The organism is Anoxybacillus thermarum (assembly GCF_000836725.1).
Taxonomy (GTDB): Bacteria; Bacillota; Bacilli; order Bacillales; family Anoxybacillaceae; genus Anoxybacillus; species Anoxybacillus thermarum.
Map to the genome: position 1 here is coordinate 1 of NZ_JXTH01000027.1, position 21,407 is coordinate 21,407.

Genomic DNA, 21,407 nt, shown 5'->3' on the forward strand with positions numbered 1-21,407 from the left:
TCCAAGCGGGTTGAACAGGCCAAACGGAAGGCAGGACGGTTGTGGGCAGATGTGGTGCGTCAGAATCTACCGTGTCTGCAGCGGTCATCCGGGACGCCGATCCATCAAGCGTTGTCGGCGCTTCGGGATTTTGGTTGGGTGTAAAAAAATGGAATACAATATCATCACTTCAAGATGAGGGATGAGAGTCCAAAAGCGCTTACGATATCAATTCCTGAAAATGGTTCGCTAACTAGTGATTGACAACACCCGTAGTGAACCGAAAAAATGTTCTCCACAAAGTCTTGACTGACTCCGTTCATAAACGAATGTTGACTTTTTTTACGAAAAATTATACAATTTCATTAAATTATATGAACATATATTCATATATTGAAAGAGGGGAGAACGAGTGGAAGAGTTATATGAGCCGTTAGATGAAGAAACGCTTTTCATCGTATCACAAACATTTAAAGCGTTAAGTGACCCGACACGTATTCGTATTTTACATTTACTTTCATCTGGTGAGTTTTCAGTAACGGAGATCGCAAATCGACTGTCGCTTCTACAATCGACCGTATCTCATCAGCTCCGTTTTTTAAAAAATTTACGCCTTGTGAAATATCGAAGAGAGGGCACGACGTTATATTATTCGCATGACGATGAGCACGTGTTGCACATTCTTGAACAAACGATACGTCATGCGCGCGAGCATTAGGAGGGAGTCAAGTGAAGGAGTATCAAGTGAAAGGGTTGACATGCGCAAATTGCGCGCGAGCATTAGAAGAACAAATTCAGTCACTTCCATATGGAGAAGGAGCGACGTTAAGTTACAGTAGCGGAAAATTACGTGTGAATGAACGCGTGAATTTAGAAAAAGTACGTGCGATTTTGGCGACAGATGGGGCATATATGGTAGAAGATGAGCTGCCACAAAGAAAACGAAATCCTCTTCTTTATCTCGTTGGCACATCTATTTTCCTTTTTGTCATGGCCTTTTTACTTGAACGATTTATCGGTAACGAAGTCGTCATAGTTTATATCATTGCGACAGCGCTCAGTGGATATAAAACGTTTATCAAAGGACTGAAAAACATCGTTCGTTTTCGTTTCAATATGGACACGTTAATGACAATTGCACTCATTGGAGCGTTTGGCATTGGGGAATGGAAGGAAGCGACGGTTGTTGCCATTTTATTTGGTATAAATGAGTATTTAGAAGGATTAGGCATGGAACGGGCGCGGCGATCGCTTGATATGTTGCTGAAACAAGTACCAAAAGAAGCGATTGTCATATGTGACGGACAAACGCGTGTCGTTTCGATTGATTCGTTACAAGTGGGAGATGTTGTGCTCGTTCGTCCCGGTGAAAAAATTCCATCAGACGGCGTTGTTATTCAAGGGAAAAGTTCTGTCAACGAAGCGGCGATTACAGGTGAATCGATGCCAATTGAAAAAGAAACAGGAATGAGTGTGTATGGCGGAAGTGTAAATAACGAAGGAATGTTACACGTTCAAATTACAAAACAATATAAAGATAGTTCTTTATCTAAAATATTACATCTCGTGCAAGAAGCACAAGAAACAAAAACACCGCTTGAATTGCTCATCCAACGTTTTGCCAAATACTATACTCCATTCATTATGGTTGTTGCGTTATTCGTGATGACGATTCCACCTTTATCGTTTGGGGTGCCTTGGCACGATGCCTTATATCAAGGTTTAGCTGTTTTAATTGTCGGTTGTCCGTGCGCCCTTATTTTATCCTCACCGATCGCATTGTTAGCTGGTATGACGCGCAACGCGAAAAAAGGAGTGTTAGTGAAAGGAGGCGTTCATTTAGAGACGCTTGGTCGTGTCCGTACGATTGCTTTTGATAAAACAGGGACAATTACAAAAGGGAAGCCTCATGTCACGGATGTCATTGCATATATTGACGAAAATGAACTTCTTCGTATTGCTGCATCGTTAGAAAGTGCGTCTTCCCATCCACTCGCACAAGCGATTGTCCAAAAAGCAAAACAACATGATATTTCATATAAACAACCCGAACAAATGGAGACGAGAACAGGAAGCGGAATAGAAGGGAAAATAGATGGAAAGCGCTATCGTATTGGAAATGAACGAATATTTGACCAACAAGATCTGTCCGAACAAATTCAAAAAGACGCGGAGAAGTTAAAAAGTGAAGGTAAGACGATCGTTTTTTTAGCGGATGAACAACATGTACTCGGCTTATTCGGTATTGCTGATGAAGTGCGCGAAGAGAGTAAAGCAGTGATAAAGCAACTGCATCGTATCGGTATTCGTCGCACAGTGATGCTAACAGGAGATCACGAAAAAACAGCGGAACAAGTAGCAAAGCAAGTAGGGGTGACAGATGTATTCGCGCAACTTGTTCCTGAACAGAAAGTAGAAAAAATAAAACAGTTAATGAAAGACGATATCGTAGCCATGGTAGGGGATGGAATGAATGATGCACCAGCGCTTGCTCATGCACATGTTGGAATTGCTATGGGGAAAGGGACAGATAGCGCAATCGAAACAGCGGATGTTGTTTTGATGCAAGATCATCTAGGGAAATTACCAGAAGCGATTGCGATCGCTCGACGAGTGAATCGCACGATTCGTTTAAATATTGCGGTAGCGCTCTCATTAAAAGCGGTGGCGCTACTATTAACCATTCCAGGCTGGCTAACGTTATGGATCGCCATTTTATCCGATATGGGTGCAACGATTTTTGTTAGTGTACTAAGCTTATTGATTTTATGGGAGAAGCGCACAAGGTGATATTGTGTGCTTTTCTAAAAAAAGGATATTATTCAGAAATATTAGAAACGTTGTTGATTTTTTCGCCGTTTTTAGTGAAAATGAAGATAGAATTTTAACAACAAAGAGGATGAATAAAATGATGCAAGCAATCGCTGTCATTGCCCCAAATGGAAAAATTTTAGGAGCAGATGAACATTTTTTTCAACATTTTTATCATCGTGAGGTTGATCGCGAGCTGTTAGAAAAGTTTATTCAAGAAGCTGAAAATGGGCGCACCGTTTCGTATGCCGTCGTAAAACAAAAGAATGGACAAAACGATGTATATGTACAAGCAACAGCTTTATATAACAAAGAAGGGCGCTTACAGGCAGTTGTTGCGACATATCAATACGAACCGTTTATGGATATGCGTCTGACTTCTTCGATCGCTTCACTTGCATCTGAATTTACGTTTATTTTATCAGCGGAAGGCGAGATTGCGTACGTTTCGCCGACGGCTCAACATGTGTTGAAATGCACGGAAGAAGTGTGTAGCCATGAATTATTTTCTTTTGTTCATCATGAAGACATACCGCTTTTGATGGAAAAGTTACATACGATTTATGCGACAAAAGAAAAAGAGACGACAATTGACTGTCGTTGGCGGACGCACGAAGGGCATTTTATATGGATTCATATGCATGCTCAACCTTTGTTGAACGAACAAAATGAAATTGAACACGTCATCGTTGTTGCAAGAGATATTACAAAGTGGAAATGTTGCGAGGAAGCGTTGGCGAAATTAAAGCATTTTGATTCGTTAACCGACATCCCGAATCGCTTTTATTTTGAATCGTATGTACAACATATGATTCAACAAAAGCGACCGTTTGCATTATGCTATATTGATTTTGACAAAATTAAATGGATTAACGATCGCTTTTCGTATCAAGCAGGAGACTTCTTTTTGCAAGAAGCTGTTCGTCGCATTCAGCAACATTTGCAACAAGAAGACTTTTTTGCTCGCATCGGTGGCGATGAGTTTGCAATCGTGCTACAAGATGTGAATAAAGAAACGATTGTTACGCGGATGGAACATTTGCTTCAATCGTTTGTAGAACCATTCCGATATAAAGAGCATGTTATTCAATCTAGCCTTTCTGTTGGGGTGACGTTTTTTCCGCAAGACGGTATGGATTTAGACACGCTGTTAAAACAAGCGGATCAAGCGCTCTGTTACGCAAAGGAGAGAGGGAAAGGTTATCATTTTTACCATCCTCAACAAAATCGAAAAACAATGATTGAACAAGAGCTACCGATTGCGTTGTTAAACAATCAATTTTATTTATGTTACCAACCGAAAGTGTCGCTAGATAATGAAGCGATTATGGGAGTTGAGGCGCTCATGCGCTGGACGCACCCAACGCTTGGAGCGATTTCACCACTAGAGTTTATTCCGATCGCAGAGAAAAATGGATTTATTTTTGAAATTACAACATGGGTGTTAAAAGAGGCATGCGAACAGGTGAAACAATGGCAACATCATTTTCCGACGTTAAAACTCGCGGTGAACTTATCACCATTTTTACTGAATCGAAAAGAATTTGTGATGCATGTAAAAAATATTTTGCAAGATACACAGTTTCCGCCAAACTATTTAATTTTAGAAATTACAGAAAGTGGACTAATGGAAAATATCGATACCGGGAGACATATTTTAACAGAGTTAAAACAAATCGGAATTCAAGTAGCAATTGACGATTTCGGTACCGGTTTTTCATCGCTTGCGTACATTCGTAACTTACCTGTTTCATTATTAAAAATTGATCGTTCATTCATTAGGGATATTACAGATAATTCAAAAGATGCGACGATTGTTGATACGATTATTCATTTAGCGAAGAGTTTAGATTTACAAGTACTTGCCGAAGGAGTAGAACGTGACGATCAAGTATCTTTGTTGCAAAAGATGGATTGTGATTTTGCGCAAGGGTTTTACTTTAGTCAATCGTTAGAAGCAGAAAAGTTACTACAATGGCTCGAACAACATAATCAATCGAAAGAGGCGCTTCATTAGTGCCTCTTTTCACGTTTTGTTCACATATATTTTCTTTTTTCTTCACAAATTTACATTAGTGTAGATGTATAAATGATACGAACAAGGAATGAATGTATATGCGTAGTTTATTTTTTTGGCTTATACTGATCGTTACACTGTTGTTTACAAAAAATGTATATGGACAAACAGTGGAAGGACATAAACAATTACAACAAGCCATTGATGAAGCGCATGCCGGCGATGTATTAGTCGTCAAAAGAGGGGTATATGAAGGTCCGATTATTATTCGTAAGCCGATTCATTTGATTGCCGAGCCCGGAGCGGTCGTTGATGGGGATGGAAGTGAATATGTCATAACGATTCGTGCGCCTCATGTTTATATAGAAGGGCTCACAATTCATAGAAGTGCGTACGGAAAAGGGGCGGGCGTGTTGATTAAAGAAAGTTCACATGTCACGTTGAAAAATGTCCATATTGAAGACGCACATTACGGTGTTTATGTAGAGAAAGGGATGAACATAAACATTGTAAATAATATCATTCGGGGTCGAGATGTTCACTTTGCTCAACGTGGCAACGGCATTCACTTATTGAAGACAAAACATGTCGTTGTAAGTCAAAATGATATTTCGCGTGTCCAAGATGGTTTGTATTTGGATGGAGCTGAACATACGACGATCGAGAAAAATAAAGTAACAAATGCGCGCTATGCGATTCATTTTATGTATGCTGAGGATGGAATAGCAAAAGAGAACGTGCTGACGGAAAATATTAATGGAATCATGATGATGATGTCAAAACGATTTACGATCGAACAAAATACGATTGCCAAACAATTAGACTACCGTGGATACGGAGCGCTCATTTATGACAGTGAACATGTTGTGATGCATAACAATACGTTGCTTTATAATAGCACAGCGTTATCATTACAAAACGGACGTCATTGTACTATAAAAGCAAATGAATTTATTGGAAATTATCGTGCTCTGCATAGTTTATATGAAAATGACAACACGATTGTTGTTGAAAATAAATTTTTAGGAAATATGGAAGATGCATTGATTCAAGGTGCGCCCATTGCATTTGATGATGGGGAAAAAGGGAACTATTGGGATACTTACCAGTTTTACGACCTGAACGATGATGGAATTGGGGATGCCCCGCATCGTATTCGTTCGATGTATAGTCGACTGTTACGACAATGGCCAAGCGTGCAATTTTATTTCCAAAGTCCTGCGCTAGCGCTTCTTGATACAACGGAGTCATTTTTTACACAAGCACAGGCGCAAGGAGAAGACCGTTTTCCACTTATGGAAATCGATTTCAATAAAAACGAAACAAACGAACGATCATGGAGACTATTGTTGTTTGGAAGCATCTTATTAGTAAGCAGTTTGTTTATGTTTGTATATGGAAGGAGAATGAAATATGAAAAAAATGGCTAGTCTTTTATTTGCATGCTTCCTTGTTGCATGTAGTGGAGAGAAAACGTATGAACCGGAAGACATTAATCCGGATATCGATGTATGCGTTGTTTGCAATATGAGTATCGTAGCGGAGCAGTATGCAACGGAAGCGATTTTAAAAGATGGAACGGTGCATAAATTTGACGATATTGGTTGCATGATTGAGTGGATGCGTAAGCAAAACAACGATGACATAGCTAAACTATATGTTCGCGATGTAACAAATGGTGAATGGGTTGAGCTCGAGAAAGCGGTTTATGCTTATCATCCAAATTATTGGACGCCGATGAACTACGGTGTTGTTTCATTTGTCAATGAGAAACATGCGAAAGCGTACATGGAACAAGAAGGGGAAGGACAGTTATGGACGTATGAGCAACTAAAACAACATCGGTGGGGATTTGAACGATGAATACAGCGATGAAGTACCAATGGATGATGATGATTCGTAGCAAATGGCTCATGAGCTTTGCGATTTTATTTGCGATTTTATCATCAACCGTAATTGCGAGTAGCGGACACGAGACAGCGGGGGTATTTACACGCTCGACGGCAGCTTTATTAAACTTGTCTCTTTTACTTGTTCCACTTGTCTCCTTATTAGCAGGTAGTTTGTTTATTGCAGGAGAGAAAGAAGACGGTCGGTTATCGCTTATATTAACATATCCGATCTCCCCTCGTTCGTTAACGTTCGGATTATATGCCGGTAGTTGTATATCATTATGGACGGTGATTGCTTTCGGATATGGAAGTGCAAGTGTTGTCCTTTTTACAACAGGGGGAACGTGGTCGACATTTTTTTTCCTTTCGTTTGCATTAACGATCGCATTAACGAGCATTTTTTTAGCGATCGCTTTATTCATTGGACTTGTTGCCTCTAATCGTTTACAAGCACTCGGTGTCAGCTTGTTTATTTGGGCGTTTTTCGTTTTATTTTATGAATTTCTGACATTAGCATTATTATCGCTTGTGCCAAAACAGTTTACCATCTTACTATTCGGGTTATCTGTTATTTGTAATCCAGTTGAACTGATGCGTGTTTGGACGATAACGGCGATGAAAAGTAGCGCTCTATTTGGCCCACAGCTATATGAATGGTCGAAATGGGCAGAAAGCACAAGTGGACAACTGTCATTCGTGGCGATCGCATGCGTATGGATGATTGTGCCATTATTTTTAGCGAACGTATGGATGAAACGAGGGAAACGTCATGCTTGAGGTGAGACAATTAACAAAAATATACAATGAACAAAACAAAGTAGAAAACATTTCATTTTCTGTTCAGCCAGGACAATGTTTGGCGTTATGCGGTGGTAACGGTGCCGGGAAAAGTACAATTATTAAAATGTTAATTGGACAGCTCACTCCAACAAAAGGAGACATATGTGTAAACGGAAAACAAGTAAAAAAAGATGAGAAAAAATGGTTTTCCTTTATGCCCGATCATTTGCAATTTCCTCCGCTTTTAACGGGTTACGAAGTGTTATCTTTGTTTGGACGATGGCAAGGAGCAACAGCTGAGCGCGTCGAACAATGTTTACAGCTTGTTGGGTTGACGAACGATCAACATAAGCAAGTAAAGACATATTCAAAAGGAATGCAACAACGCCTTGCCTTTGCGCAAGCGCTTTTAGCGGACGCGCCATTGCTTATTTTAGACGAGCCAACAAACGGTTTAGATCCGTATTGGGTATGGGAATTTAAACGACTCATTCAAATTGAAAAAGAAAAGGGAAAAGCTATTCTTTTTTCGACACATATGTTGTCGATCGTAGAAGAAATTGCAGATGCTGTTGCGTTTATTCATCAAGGACAAATGCTCGTATATGATTCGGTTCCTACACTTTGTCAAGATGGGCGATCATTAGAGTCTATATTTTTTGCACAACTCTCAAAACATATGGCATACTGAAAAAGTAAGCGAACATAGCTTACTTTTTTTCGTTTGGAGGGGGAATGTAACATGTTAAAATTATACGTCATTCGTCATGCAGAAACAGAGTGGAATATTGAACAACGCATGCAAGGATGGAAAGATTCATCTTTAACTGAAACAGGAAGAAAACATGCGGCACTTTTGCAGGAACGCTTACGTACAGTCCCGTTTACGGCTCTGTATTGTAGCCCGAGCGATCGAACAAGAGAAACGGCTCAAATTGTTTTAGGACAACGTGACGTACCAATGTATTTCGATGAACGATTACGTGAAATTCATTTAGGCCATTGGGAAGGAAAAACGATTGCTGAAATTGCTCAAATAGATGAACGAAATCATCATCATTTTTATTATGAACCACATGCATACAATCCGATTGTTGGAGAAACGTTTCTTGATGTGCAACGGCGAGCTGTCGCTGCCATTCAGCATATTGCCGATACTCATTCAGAAGGTCATGTTCTCGTCGTTACACATGGCGTCGTTATTCGTACGCTTCTTGTATATTGGAAACAGCAAACGCTCGCACAGTTATGGGAAAATAGTCGCGTATATGGTACGAGTGTGACGATCGTTTCGTTCAATGGGGAAAAGTGGGTTTTGGAATGTGAGTCAAATATTTCGCACCTTGAAGGTGAGATGATACGAGGATGAAAAAACGGTTTGTTCTTTTTGTATTCATTGTTCTTATTCACGGTTGTGTACAGCAAAATAAAGGAACGACGTTTGTTACGACAGTACAATACGTTGTTGATGGTGATACAGTCAAAATAAAAAAAAATGGAGAGATTGTCACCGTTCGTCTATTAAACATTGACACGCCAGAAACGTATCGCGAAAAACAGGCGTATGGTGAAGAAGCAAAACAATTGGCTAAAGACGTTCTTCTTCACAAAAAAGTGACGGTCGAATTAAGTGCGAAAGAACAACCGTATGATCGCTACGGTCGATTGCTTGCGTACATATGGTTGGAGGATGGAACTTTGTATCAAGAAAAAATTGTACAAGAAGGGCTGGCACGTGTTGCTTATGTGTTTGAGCCGGATACAAAATATGCAAAAAAATTGTATAAAGCACAAGAGGAAGCAAAAAAAGCGAAAAAGCGCATTTGGAGTGTGGATGGATACGTAACAGATGAAGGATTTAATATGAGTGTATGGTTAGATCAAGCTTCGTAAATGAGAAAAGGGCTGGATGAAACAGCCCTTTTAATGTGCTAACATGGCTTGCATATCTTCTTCTACATCGCCGATAAGTTTGAGACCGAACATATCCTGTAGGACGCGTAACACACCTTCTGAAATGAAGTGTGGTGCTTTCGGTCCAATTCGAATGTCTTGAATGCCTAAACTAAACAATCCGAGTAAGATGGCAACCGCTTTTTGTTCAAACCATGAAAGGACGATGCTAACAGGCAGTTCATTCACTTCACAGCCAAACGCTTCTGCAAGAGCCATCGCAATTTTTACTGTTGAAATCGAGTTATTGCATTGTCCTAAGTCAATATATCGCGGAATGTTTGTACTAGGAACAACACCATAATCCACATCGTTAAAGCGGAATTTTCCACAAGATGTCGTTAAAATGACTGTGTTTTCTGGTAAAGATGTTGCTAATGATCGATAATATTCGCCACCTTTTCCAGGGGCGTCACACCCTGCAATGACGAAAAAGCGTTGAATTTTTCCTTCCTTTACAGCTTGAATAATTTCAGGCGCAATTTGAATGACTGTTTCGTGATGGAAACCGGTCACTAATGTTTCTTCTGATTCGATATTTGCTTCCGGAAGTTGTAATGCTTTTTCAATTAACGGTGTGAAATCGTCATTTTCAATTTTTTGTACATGTTCTAATCCTGCCACATCGTACGAAAACATGCGATCAGCGTACGAACCTTTAATTGGCATGACACAGTTTGTTGTCGCTAAAATGGCGCCAGGAAACTTTTCAAATAAGCGACGTTGATCATACCACGCTTTTCCGACATTTCCTTTTAGATGTTTGTATTTTTTTAATTGTGGGTAGCCGTGTGCTGGAAGCATTTCTGAGTGTGTATAAATATTAATTCCTTTTCCTTCTGTTTGCTTTAATAGCTGTTCGAGAGCAAATAAATTATGTCCTGTTACGAGAATACATTTTCCTTCAATTTTATTTTGTGTGACTCGGACAGGCTGAGGAATGCCAAGCCGTTCTGTATGTGCCCGATCAAGTAGTTCCATGACTCGAATAGCAGCTCTACCGACTTTCATTGCCATATCTAAATGCTCTTGTACGTTAAAGTTAGAATTTGTTAACGTCATATATAACGCTTCGTGTGTTGTTGTGTCGACGAATGGATCTGTATATCCGAGTTGATGAGCATGCGTGCGATATGCCGCAATTCCTTTTAACGCAAACACAATAGTATCTTGCAAGCTAGCAATCGTTTCATCCTTTCCGCAAACGCCGACAACTGTACATCCCCCTGTTGGTGTTTGTTCACATTGATGACAAAACATTATAACCCCTCCTCTTCTTATTGACACTTTAACAATAGGGGAAAATATGTGTGACGTAAGTGATACATATCACACTTCTATACAAAAATGTGAACGAAAATTGACAATGTGCTATATTGAATAATGAGAAAAAATATATTAAAATGAAAAAAAAAATGAAATGAATCACACTACTAGGGGTGCCGGATGGCGATGGCTGAGAGGAAAACGCGCAATCAGTTTTCCAACCCTTTGAACCTGATCTGGTTTGTACCAGCGGAGGGAAGTAGGCTATGTTTTGTCAATGTAAACTAGTCGATTCTTTCCGACTAGTTTTTATTTTTTATAGGGGGGAATGAACGATGAACGTTGGACAATGGTTAACGCGTGTGAGAAAGGAGTCACCACTTGTACATAATATGACAAATGTGGTGGTGACCAATTTTGTTGCTAACGGTTTACTTGCGATAGGCGCATCTCCGGTCATGGCGTATGCTAAAGAAGAAGTAGCTGATATGGTGCGCTTGGCACGTGCGCTTGTATTGAATATCGGCACATTAAATGAAACAGACGTGGAAGCAATGTTGATCGCTGGAAAAGCGGCAAATGAAACAAACATTCCTGTTGTTTTTGATCCCGTTGGGGCGGGAGCGACAGCGTATCGCACAGAAACAGCAAGACGTATATTGCATGAAGTAAACATTTCTATTTTGCGCGGAAATGCATCAGAAATCGCAAGCGTTGCTGGAGAACAAGTCCGTACAAAAGGAGTAGACGCAGGGGACGTTCAAGGTGATCTCGTGCACGTCGCTAAAAAAGTAGCACGTATGTTTCACTGTGTAGTCGTTGTAACCGGGAAAAATGATATAGTGACAGATGGAGAACACGTAACGATCGTTTCAAACGGCGATGCGATGTTGACGAAAGTAACGGGAACAGGTTGTTTATTAAGTGCGGTATTAGGCGCATTTGCTAGTGTAGGAGAAAACATCTTAGAATCGTCTGTCGCTGCTCTCGCTTATTACGGTGTAGCAGCTGAAAAAGCAGCCAAACAAGCGCAAGCACCTGGTTCTTTTCAGCTTGCATTTCTGAATGCTTTATACGAAACGAGCGCAGAAGAAGTAGATGAATACGCGCACATTCGAGGGGAATAAAATGATGAAACAAAAACTATCTTTATATTTTGTGATGGGGAGTGTCGATTGTACGAAAGACCCACTCGCCGTGCTTGATGAAGCGATCGAAGGCGGCATCACGATGTTTCAGTTTCGGGAGAAAGGAAAAGGGGCACTGACAGGAGTTGAAAAATATCGTTTAGCTGAGAAATTGTTTGAGCGATGTCTTGCTCACAACATTCCTTTTATTGTAAATGATGATGTTGATTTAGCGCTTGCCTTACAGGCAGATGGGGTTCATGTCGGACAAGAGGACGAGGCAGCTGAACGTGTGCGTGATCGAATAGGGGATCGCTATTTAGGGGTATCTGTGCACAATTTAAATGAAGTGAAACAGGCGCTTTCTGCTCGTGCCGATTATGTCGGATTAGGTCCGATTTTCCCGACCGTTTCAAAAAAAGATGCAAAACAAGCATGTGGTTTGGCGATGATCGAGCACATTCGCGCGCATGAAAAACACGTTCCGATTGTGGCAATCGGTGGGATTACACAACAAACAGCAAAACAAGTTATTGAAGCGGGGGCAGACGGAATCGCTGTCATTTCGGCCATTTGCCGTGCTGAACAAATTCGGGAACAAACAAAGCGGCTATATGAGATCGTGATGTGTGCAAAACAAAAAGGCGGCAGTTAATGTCGTCTTTTATATTTTTAATGCAGGATTTTATTTATATCCGTCGAAAGAGAAAAACGAACATATGAAAGAGGGAGATGGGAAAAATGGAACATATCGTATTGTCATATGAAGAGCGAGTCGCAACAATCGAATTGAATCGTCCGGATGCGTTGAACGCTTTAAACGAGCAAATGTTAGCGGAGTTGCTACAAGCGTTAAAAGAAGTGGAAAAAAGCGGGGCGGATATTGTCGTCATTCGTGGACGAGGAAAGGGATTTTGTGCAGGGGGAGACATTAAAACGATGTTGCAGTCAACGAATGAACATTCATTCATAGAAGTGATGGAAACGATTAAACAAATTGCTCTCACACTGCATCAATTGCCGAAGCTAACGATCAGTTATGTGCATGGTGCTGTTGCAGGATTGGGACTTAGCTTAGCGCTCGCTTGCGACTATGTGGTTGCAAATGAGCAAGCACGTGTTGCAATGAATTTTATCGGCATTGGATTAATTCCAGACGGCGGAGGCCATTTCTTTTTAAAACGGAAAATTGGAGAAGTAAAATCAAAACAAGTGATATGGGAAGGAAAAGTAATGAGTGCACAAGAGGCATATGAAGTGGGACTCATTGATGAAATTGGCGATGAACAGACGATTCAACAAAAAGTGGATGAGTGGTTAGCGAAACCGATTGTTGCGATGATCGCAACGAAGCAGTTGTACGCTTATTTAAGCGAAGAACAATTGTTGAACACGTTGCAAATGGAAACAGCATATCAAGCAGAAATGCGTAAAACAGAAGATCATGCAGAAGGCATTCGTGCTTTTTTAGAAAAGCGTCGTCCCCATTTTCGTGGAAAATAAAAAATTTGTAAAACTTTCATCTTTACGCTAGCCTTTTCGGACTTGTGACGTGTATAAATAAAATATAAAAAACATAACGAAAAGGGCGCCGGAAGATGAAAGTAGTAGTTATTGATGATTATAGACCGACATTGGAAATGATTGAAGCGATGCTTGAACATATCGAAAATATTTCAATTTATCCATTTGAAGATGCAGATGAGGCATACGCATATATGTTATCGCAACAGGTAGATGTCATTTTAATGGACATTTGTATGCCGAAAATGGACGGGATTGAATGGTGTCAGCGCTTTAAGCAGCATGAGCAATTGCAGCACGTTCCTGTATTAATGGTCACTGGTTATGATGATGAACAAAAATTGGAGGAAGCGTTTGCAGCGGGGGCATTTGACTACATTCGTAAGCCGTTCACCATGGTCGAACTGATTGCTCGTGTTCAATTGGCGTATCGCCAAAAAGAAACGATGGATCAACTGAAGCGAACGAACGAAGCATATATGGAAAGCTATCGGCATATGTGGGCGATGCAAAAAAAGATGAACGAAGACTTACACTTAGCTCGGCTTGTTCAAGAAGGTTTGCTCCCTGAACGAATGAATAATGAACATATTCATTTTGTTGGGACGTATATTCCGTCCTCACAACTGTCTGGTGATTTATATTTTTGGCAGCAAGTTCGCCCCTATATGTATGCTTTTATCGTGATTGATGTTATGGGTCATGGCGTTGCATCCGCGCTCGTTGCTATGTCGATTCGTTCGCTATTACACGGATTAATGACGAAAGTGACTGAACCGCTTGCTGTTGTACATGAATTAAATCGACATGCTTTTCAATTGTTTGGAAAGGAAACGAAATATTACTTTACAGCTTTTTATGGAACGATTGATGTGAAAACAAAAGTGATAGAATATGTCAATGCAGGACATCCTTCAGCAATATTCATGACCAATCAAAAAATCATGTTTCTAAAAGAAGGGGGCATTCCAATTGGTATTGTACCAAATGCCCCATATAAAAAAGGAACGATTTCTTTTCAACATGAAGCGTACCTTATTCTCTACACAGATGGGCTAACCGAAGTGTTAGGTGATGACTGTGCTAGGCAACTTGTGCATACAATCCAAACAGCTCATTCGTTTGATCAAATGGTAGAAAAGATCAATGAACACGCAAAACATACGAAAGGAAATGACGATATTACGTTTGTTTCCATTCATGTAAAATAGCGATCTGTTCACAGATCGCTATTTTACATCTACCATTTGATCCAATTGACAAATTGATAATATATTCTTAATAGGTGCTGAAACACCGATCATTTCAATGTGCATTCGATCTTTCAACGGATACAACCAGCTAATAAGTAACCGAACGCCAGAGCTATCAATAAATCGAACAGCAGATAAGTCAATTTGTAAATGAGATGTGTCCCACGGCTGTGATTGAATCATTTCTTCCATGATACGTGATGTTTCAAAGTTAATATCTTGCTGAAACGAGACAACGATTTTATCATCATATGTTACAATGTCAATCATATTTCTCCCCCTTTTTTCGTGCAATCATAACGATTGCACGCTTTCCTTTTTCGTCAAATGAAAAATGTGTGGCGAGTTGTTGAATAAGAAAAAGTCCGCGTCCCCCTTGATTAGTCAAATCAGGAGGGCGAACATTTAGTTGTTTCTCCCATTCAAAACCTTCGCCCAGATCGATCACTTCGATGACGACCGTTTCATCTGACCAGCTGATGTATACGTTAGCGCATTTTTTCGTTGAGTGACGAATGACATTTGACACAAGTTCCCATAATACAAGCTGTACTGTATATTTTTGCATGTCGTCTAGCTGAATACAACGATCTAATTCCTCGAGCATCGCTGAGATCATCATGCTATAATTTGTTTCATTTAGTTGAGCTTGAATCATTGTTTTTTAACTGAATCAAAAGTTGTTGAATATACGGATGTTTATAATCCCCTTGATGCTCGAGGCGGTACAATTGACTCCATAAAGAATTATATGTTGAACGAAAAGAAATAGGGATATGTTCTCCAAATGAACGTTGTAAATGCATAAGACGAAACTTGGCATAATTTCGTGATAGTATGTCGTTTGGAAGAAGTCCCATATCGATCCGCACAAGTTGTTCATTTGCTTCGTGAAGCAATGTTTCTGCCATTTCATCTATATGTGCAAACGTTCGTTGCTCGTATTTCAGCCGTGGGTGTTTCATCGTCATCTTTCCTCCGTTTAACCATTACGAATTAAATTTTTCCGTCAACTCTTGATTTAAATCATTCAACTGCTCGGCCATTTCAGCAATTTGTGATGCAGCTGATGAAATTTCATCAAACATTTGATGAAACTGTGAAATGAGAGAAGTAAACTGATCAATTTTTTTGCTTGTCGATTTCACATCGGCGACGGACTGATCGAAAATATGAATAATGCTTTCGTTTGCCTGACGGAATGCGCGCGTTTCCTCGACAATTTGTTGAAACGCATGTTCAAACTTTCGAATCGTTTGTTGCACGACATCGATGTGGTTTTGAATGTAATCAAGTGATTGTTCGGTCTGTGTTGCAAGTTTTCGCACTTCATTTGCGACGACCGCAAATCCTTTTCCGTGTTCCCCAGCACGCGCTGCTTCAATATTTGCATTTAACGATAAAATGTTTGTTTGATTTGAAATGCTGCGAATCGCATTAACGATTTCTCCGATTTTTCGCGAGCTATCTGTCAGTTCATTCGTCAACGACTTTGTGCCTTCAATTAGTTTCGCGACACCATCTAATTTCGTTAATGTTTGCTTTACATCATCTTTTCCTTTTTCAACACGTTCCGTCGTTTGAACAGACTGATGCTGGATGTTTGTCATTTCATTTAACATATCTTGGACGTTTTTTTGTACTTCAAAAATAGAAGCGGTCGTTTCTTCCGCGCTTGATGCAAGCGTTGTAGACGATTCTGTTAACCGATGTTGCAATTCTGCAATTTCGTTTAATTTCATCATAGACGATGTATACGATTCAATATACGTTTCAATCGCAATTTGCATATCAAAAGAACAAAGCTTGTTGAACGAACGATATACGGCTGTTGCCTCCATCGGAGGTAACTCCTCCATGAGTATGCGAAGGACTTCATTTTGAATAATTGCATAAGCGCCTAAATACCATTCAGGAAATAATCCGATGCGGTTATGGACGTTACCGATCACTTTTCGGCGGATCACGTACTGTTCGCCAATTTCTCCGGATACCATATCCATTAAATAAGCGCGCAACGTTTGTTTTAAGCGATCGATCGTGGAATGATTGTCAATAATGCGCTTTAAATGAGGCATTTGTCCAACTTGATCGTAAAACGCATCCACGATTCGCTCTACATGTTTAGCAAAAAGTGGACGAATTGACGCAAGTCGCTGTACATCTTCCTCGGTTAGCGCGACGAAAGTGACTTGCTGTTTGCGATCGCTTGAAAGAAGTTGGCGGTAATATGTTGCAACATGTGAAGGTGCAGAAAGATGGGAAGTTGCATCTTCTTTTTCTTTTTGATGCTTTTTGCGGAACAGTTGAATCGCCCCAGATTCGTTAAAAAGGGCATGAAATGGACATTTTGACATCGTATTCCCTCCATTATTTATAAAAATCCCCTAGAATATTATATCATGTGCCACAAAAATAAGAAGGAAAATTTTTATTTTATTTCCGAGGGAAGCGCAAAAAATGACAAAGTTTTCCCTTCTTGTCGAATGAAAAAGAATGAAGTAGAATGTACATTTGTGAACAATATAAACCATGGAGAGAGAAGCGATGAGCAAAAAAATTTTATATTTATTTTTTGTTTTAATCGGAGCTACAGTCGTTATTTTTGCGAATATGAAACATAACATTTATACGTTCATGTAAAATAGGTATTTCCATTAGTACATGTATCCCCCTTCCTACATACGCTAGAAGTGTAACAAACTTTAATGCGAAAGGGGTTATGAAATATGCATTGTCGTCCAAATATGATGCCGGCGATCGTTCATCCAACAAAATGTTGTACACAACATCAAATGCAAACAACGATTGTGCCGCACATTCATCCGTCGCATACGACATATGTGAATCACCATATGTTCCAGCATCAGCATTATTTTCCGCATACACAATCTGTTGTGAACGATGTATCGCACCAACATGTTGTTTGTCCAGGTCCTGTTCCGTTTCCACGACCATTTTAACCGAAGGCAATTCGCCTTCGGTTTTTTGTCGAAAAAAAGACGAAGTTTGTGAAAATGAGAAATTGACAACGACAGCTTTTTTTGAAAGAATAGGTGTAGACATGGATAATTGAGGTGAGCAAACGTGCTTTCAGATCGCATCAACTTAACAGCAAAAGACATTCTTGAAAAAGAGTTTAAAATAAGCATGCGTGGATATAATCAAGATGAAGTGGATCGCTTTCTTGATTTAGTTATTAAAGACTATGAAACATTTCATCAAATGATTGAACAATTACAACAAGAAAATACACGTCTAAAAAGCCAATTGCAGGAGGCGCAAAAACGTCAGCCATCTCAATCAGGAACGACGAATTTTGATATTTTACAACGTCTTTCTAATTTAGAAAAACATGTTTTTGGCAACAAACTTTACGAATAAATGATCCAACCTTTTCTATTGATTTGGCTTATCGTTTCGGATATACTAACATATGCTTACATGAATCATGTTCGGGTAATCGCTGCGATGTGTATGCATCGTAGAGGAAAGTCCATGCTCGCACGGTGCTGAGATGCCCGTAGTGTTCGTGCCTAGCGAATGCATAAGCTAGGGCAGTCTGGCGATCAGCTGGGCTGACGGCGGGGAAAGAGCCTACGTCCGTAACGGATATGGCTCGATTACCTTTAAAGTGCCACAGTGACGTAGTCTTGCTGGAAACGGCAAGAGTGGAACGCGGTAAACCCCACGAGCGAGAAACCCAAATGATGGTAGGGGCACCTTCTCGAAGGAAATGAACGGAGAGAAGGACAGGCGTAAGCCTGTAGATAGATGATTACCGCCGAAGTACGAGGCGCAAGCCGTTTGCAGTACGACGGAACAGAACATGGCTTACAGAACATGGTTCATGGCATGACTCTCCTGCACAACGTCAGGGGAGTTTTTGTTTTTCGGGGAAATATGAGGGGAGAGTCTGATGTGAACAAAAAGTTGTCATCTTTGTTTGAAACAGATACATTTTTATCTATTGCCCATACCTTCATTCAAGAGGCAGATGAAGGAATGATTGTGACGGATGGGCAAGGGCGTATTTTATTAGCAAATCCCGCCTTTGAAACAGTGACGGGTTATACACAAGAAGAGGTGTTAGGGAAAAAACCGAACATTCTCCGTTCCGGTTTACATGATCAGAAGTTTTATGAAAACATGTGGGAAACGTTGCACGATCATGGAGTTTGGAAAGGGGAAATTTGGAATAAACGAAAAAACGGCGAACTGTTTGTCGAATGGCTGACGATTAAAGCCGTTTACGATGCTGCTGGAGTCCCAACGCATTATGTTGCGATTTTTTCAGATGTGACGCAGCATAAACGAACGATGGAACAATTAGCGCGGTTATCAAATTATGATGTATTAACAAACGTTCCAAATCGCCAATTATTTGCGAAACGTCTGCAACATTTACTTGATGTAGCTCGGCGTTACAAACAGCAATTAGCCATTTTGTTTTTCGATTTAGATCGATTTAAGTATATTAATGATGAACTCGGTCATTATAGCGGAGACATACTATTGAAAAAAGTGGCTAATCGTTTAAAAAAGTTACTGCGCACGAAAGATACGCTTGCACGTATTGGGGGGGACGAATTTGTCGTCATTTTGCCTAAACTAAAAGATGTGCAAGAAGCAATAACAATCGCAGAACAAATGATTGAGGCGCTTCAAGCTCCATTTATGCTGAATGGAAAAGACGTATACATTTCAGCAAGCATTGGGATCAGCATGTACCCAAACGATGGGGATGATGGAGAGACGTTGTTGCGCCGAGCGGATCGCGCGATGCAACAGGCGAAAGAAAGCGGGCGAAATCGTTTTGAATTATATACGGCTAAATTGGATTATCAAAGCGAAGTTGTGACGTTAGAAAATTATTTACGAAAAGCGCTGGAACGAAATGAGTTATTCATTTGTTATCAGCCAGTCGTGAATATGAAAACGAAAAAAATTGAAGCGCTTGAGGCGTTAATACGTTGGAAGCAACCAGACATCGGGTTCGTCTCGCCAGCGCAATTTATTCCATTAGCAGAAGAAACGGGGCTGATCGTTCCAATCACGAAATGGCTATTAAAACAAGCGTGCATACATATAAAAGCGATCCACCAATTCGCCCCGCATATGAAGATAGCGATAAATATTTCTGCTGTACATTTCCAACAAGACGATTTTGTCGAGCAATTATCGGCGATTGCGAAAAAAAACGATGTGCATCCACGCTTTTTTAAATTAGAACTGACGGAAAGTACGATTATGCCAAACGCTGAAGAGTCTGTTCAAAAACTCGTACAGCTTAAACAATGCGGCTTTAAACTAGCCATTGATGACTTTGGGACAGGTTTTTCTTCATTAAGTTATTTGCATCGCTTTCCAATCGACATTTTAAAAATTGATCAATCGTTTATTCGTCGCCTATCTTTATATAGCGATGATGCAACGATCGTATCAACGATTATTATGATGGCGCATCATTTACATTTGTCTGTTGTCGCGGAAGGGGTCGAGACGGGGCAACAATATGAGTTTTTAACCCAACAGCAATGTGATATGGCACAAGGATATTACATCGCTAAACCGATGCAAATAGATGAAGTGCAACGATTTATTCAGGAATGGGATGCTATACATGAATGAAAGGTGAAAACATATGGGACAAATAACATTCATTGCTACTGCGGCGATGGGGCTTGAATCGATCGTTGCAGATGAAGTGCGCGCGCTCGGCTATGACTGTGAAGTGGAAAATGGGAAAGTGACATTTGTTGCAGATGAGCGAGCGATTTGTCGCACGAACTTATGGCTTCGCACAGCCGATCGTGTAAAAATCAAAGTAGGCGAATTTCCGGCGACAACGTTTGATGAGTTGTTTGAACAAACAAAAGCGTTACCATGGGCGCAATTTTTGCCGATTGATGCCCAATTCCCTGTTGTCGGAAAATCCGTCAAATCAAAATTGTTTAGCGTATCCGATTGTCAAGCAATCGTAAAAAAAGCGATTGTTGAACATTTAAAACAACATTATCGCATTTCTTGGTTTGAGGAAACAGGTGCATTATTTCGTATTGAAGTAGCTTTACATAAAGATATCGCTACATTAACGATCGATACGAGTGGAGCAGGATTGCATAAAAGAGGATATCGCGTCAAACAAGGGGAAGCGCCATTAAAGGAAACATTAGCGGCAGCGCTCGTTCAATTAACGAATTGGACGCCAGATCGCCCGTTTGTTGATCCATTTTGTGGATCAGGAACGATCGCAATTGAAGCAGCGTTAATCGGGCAAAATATCGCACCGGGATTCAATCGCGAGTTTGTATGTGAGCAATGGAATTGGATCCCATCTCGCTTATGGGACGAAGCAAGGGAAGAGGCGGAAGATGTAGCGCGTTATGACCAACCGTTGCATATTGTCGGATTTGATATTGATCATCGCATGGTCGATATGGCGAAAATAAATGCACAAGAAGCTGGATTAGCAGATTTAATTACATTTAAACAAATGCAAGTAAAAGATTTTCGGACGAAAGATGAATACGGCGTCATCGTCGGCAATCCGCCCTATAGTGAGCGATTAGGAGAAAAAGAAGAAGTGGAACAATTGTATCGAGAAATGGGAAAAACATTTGCAGCTCTCGATACGTGGTCGATCTATATGCTAACATCTCACCGTCAATTTGAGCAATTGTATGGTAGACGTGCAACAAAACGACGGAAATTGTTCAACGGTTTTATTGAAACACAATATTACCAATTTTGGGGACCTCGTCCACCACGTTCGTATGAAAAGCTGTCTCGATGACAGCTTTTT

General features: G+C 40.3%; 22 protein-coding genes, 1 other RNA gene, 1 pseudogene and 1 riboswitch. Of the genes and pseudogenes, 19 read left to right on the top strand and 5 right to left on the bottom strand.

Going from position 1 to position 21,407, the window contains the following annotated elements:
• The 10 genes and pseudogenes from LH47_RS15180 to LH47_RS07915 all read left to right on the top strand — a co-directional run.
• Positions 1-144: pseudogene (locus tag LH47_RS15180) on the top strand (UPF0236 family protein); the annotation flags it as partial.
• Between the two features lie 247 nt (positions 145-391).
• Entirely contained in the window at positions 392-697 is a 306-nt protein-coding gene (locus LH47_RS07875; RefSeq protein ID WP_043966318.1) for an ArsR/SmtB family transcription factor, read from the top strand.
• Positions 698-708: 11 nt separating this feature from the next.
• Positions 709-2,769, top strand: a complete 2,061-nt coding sequence (locus LH47_RS07880; RefSeq protein WP_043966320.1) for a heavy metal translocating P-type ATPase — start codon at positions 709-711, stop codon at positions 2,767-2,769.
• A gap of 109 nt (positions 2,770-2,878) precedes the next feature.
• Positions 2,879-4,807, top strand: coding sequence for a putative bifunctional diguanylate cyclase/phosphodiesterase (locus LH47_RS07885; RefSeq protein ID WP_043966322.1), 1,929 nt, complete (start codon positions 2,879-2,881; stop codon positions 4,805-4,807).
• Between the two features lie 98 nt (positions 4,808-4,905).
• Positions 4,906-6,237, top strand: coding sequence for a right-handed parallel beta-helix repeat-containing protein (locus tag LH47_RS07890; protein ID WP_043966323.1), 1,332 nt, complete (start codon positions 4,906-4,908; stop codon positions 6,235-6,237).
• The gene (locus LH47_RS07895; protein ID WP_043966325.1) at positions 6,221-6,670 is read left to right on the top strand and encodes a nitrous oxide reductase accessory protein NosL; all 450 of its coding nucleotides are present in this window, start codon (positions 6,221-6,223) and stop codon (positions 6,668-6,670) included. Before LH47_RS07890 ends, LH47_RS07895 begins: the two co-directional genes overlap by 17 nt.
• The gene (locus LH47_RS07900; protein ID WP_043966327.1) at positions 6,667-7,476 is read left to right on the top strand and encodes an ABC transporter permease; all 810 of its coding nucleotides are present in this window, start codon (positions 6,667-6,669) and stop codon (positions 7,474-7,476) included. Before LH47_RS07895 ends, LH47_RS07900 begins: the two co-directional genes overlap by 4 nt.
• Positions 7,469-8,170: an ABC transporter ATP-binding protein gene (locus LH47_RS07905; RefSeq protein ID WP_043966330.1), complete on the top strand. Its 702-nt coding sequence runs from the start codon at positions 7,469-7,471 to the stop codon at positions 8,168-8,170. Before LH47_RS07900 ends, LH47_RS07905 begins: the two co-directional genes overlap by 8 nt.
• A 51-nt stretch (positions 8,171-8,221) precedes the next feature.
• Positions 8,222-8,848, top strand: a complete 627-nt coding sequence (locus tag LH47_RS07910) for a histidine phosphatase family protein (protein ID WP_043966332.1) — start codon at positions 8,222-8,224, stop codon at positions 8,846-8,848.
• Positions 8,845-9,372 carry a thermonuclease family protein gene (locus LH47_RS07915; RefSeq protein WP_043966335.1) on the top strand — a complete coding sequence of 176 codons (528 nt, stop codon included), beginning with the start codon at positions 8,845-8,847 and terminating at the stop codon, positions 9,370-9,372. Before LH47_RS07910 ends, LH47_RS07915 begins: the two co-directional genes overlap by 4 nt.
• 30 nt (positions 9,373-9,402) lie before the next feature.
• Here LH47_RS07915 and hcp read toward each other — a convergent pair whose 3' ends face one another.
• Positions 9,403-10,692, bottom strand: coding sequence for a hydroxylamine reductase (gene hcp, locus LH47_RS07920; protein ID WP_043966337.1), 1,290 nt, complete (start codon positions 10,690-10,692; stop codon positions 9,403-9,405).
• Between the two features lie 165 nt (positions 10,693-10,857).
• Positions 10,858-10,973: riboswitch (TPP riboswitch) on the top strand.
• A gap of 60 nt (positions 10,974-11,033) precedes the next feature.
• On the opposite strand from hcp, the gene thiM reads away from it, so the two are divergent.
• From thiM to LH47_RS07940, 4 genes are all read left to right on the top strand, one after another.
• Positions 11,034-11,825 carry a hydroxyethylthiazole kinase gene (gene thiM, locus LH47_RS07925; RefSeq protein ID WP_043966339.1) on the top strand — a complete coding sequence of 264 codons (792 nt, stop codon included), beginning with the start codon at positions 11,034-11,036 and terminating at the stop codon, positions 11,823-11,825.
• A gap of 1 nt (position 11,826) precedes the next feature.
• Entirely contained in the window at positions 11,827-12,480 is a 654-nt protein-coding gene (gene thiE, locus LH47_RS07930; protein ID WP_043966340.1) for a thiamine phosphate synthase, read from the top strand.
• 86 nt (positions 12,481-12,566) lie between these two features.
• Positions 12,567-13,328, top strand: coding sequence for an enoyl-CoA hydratase (locus LH47_RS07935; RefSeq protein WP_043966341.1), 762 nt, complete (start codon positions 12,567-12,569; stop codon positions 13,326-13,328).
• Positions 13,329-13,423: 95 nt separating this feature from the next.
• Complete coding sequence (locus LH47_RS07940) at positions 13,424-14,560, top strand: fused response regulator/phosphatase (protein ID WP_043966342.1); 1,137 nt, start codon at positions 13,424-13,426, stop codon at positions 14,558-14,560.
• 18 nt (positions 14,561-14,578) lie between these two features.
• On the opposite strand, the gene LH47_RS07945 is transcribed toward LH47_RS07940, so the two are convergent.
• The 4 genes from LH47_RS07945 to LH47_RS07960 are packed head-to-tail and all read right to left on the bottom strand — an operon-like array spanning position 14,579 to position 16,959.
• The gene (locus tag LH47_RS07945) at positions 14,579-14,872 is read right to left on the bottom strand and encodes an STAS domain-containing protein (protein ID WP_043966345.1); all 294 of its coding nucleotides are present in this window, start codon (positions 14,870-14,872) and stop codon (positions 14,579-14,581) included.
• Complete coding sequence (locus LH47_RS07950; protein ID WP_235341078.1) at positions 14,865-15,209, bottom strand: ATP-binding protein; 345 nt, start codon at positions 15,207-15,209, stop codon at positions 14,865-14,867. The genes LH47_RS07945 and LH47_RS07950 overlap by 8 nt, the downstream gene beginning before the upstream one ends.
• Positions 15,210-15,237: 28 nt before the next feature.
• Complete coding sequence (locus tag LH47_RS07955) at positions 15,238-15,567, bottom strand: hypothetical protein (protein ID WP_043966348.1); 330 nt, start codon at positions 15,565-15,567, stop codon at positions 15,238-15,240.
• 24 nt (positions 15,568-15,591) lie between these two features.
• Entirely contained in the window at positions 15,592-16,959 is a 1,368-nt protein-coding gene (locus LH47_RS07960; protein WP_043966351.1) for a globin-coupled sensor protein, read from the bottom strand.
• A gap of 372 nt (positions 16,960-17,331) precedes the next feature.
• Here LH47_RS07960 and LH47_RS07965 point away from each other — a divergent pair, with 372 nt between their 5' ends.
• The 5 genes from LH47_RS07965 to LH47_RS07980 all read left to right on the top strand — a co-directional run bounded on the left by LH47_RS07965 (position 17,332) and on the right by LH47_RS07980 (position 21,398).
• Positions 17,332-17,565, top strand: coding sequence for a CotD family spore coat protein (locus LH47_RS07965; RefSeq protein WP_043966353.1), 234 nt, complete (start codon positions 17,332-17,334; stop codon positions 17,563-17,565).
• 124 nt (positions 17,566-17,689) lie between these two features.
• Positions 17,690-17,986: a cell division regulator GpsB gene (gpsB, locus tag LH47_RS07970; protein WP_021094091.1), complete on the top strand. Its 297-nt coding sequence runs from the start codon at positions 17,690-17,692 to the stop codon at positions 17,984-17,986.
• 67 nt (positions 17,987-18,053) lie between these two features.
• Positions 18,054-18,444: RNase P RNA component class B (rnpB, locus tag LH47_RS15185), an RNA gene on the top strand.
• A gap of 79 nt (positions 18,445-18,523) precedes the next feature.
• A complete protein-coding gene (locus LH47_RS07975; RefSeq protein WP_235341079.1) occupies positions 18,524-20,233 on the top strand; it encodes a putative bifunctional diguanylate cyclase/phosphodiesterase in 1,710 nt (569 codons plus the stop codon).
• Positions 20,234-20,246: 13 nt separating this feature from the next.
• Positions 20,247-21,398 (top strand): THUMP domain-containing class I SAM-dependent RNA methyltransferase, encoded by a 1,152-nt coding sequence (locus tag LH47_RS07980; RefSeq protein WP_043966356.1) that lies wholly within the window; start codon positions 20,247-20,249, stop codon positions 21,396-21,398.
• The last annotated feature ends 9 nt before the right edge of the window (positions 21,399-21,407 follow it).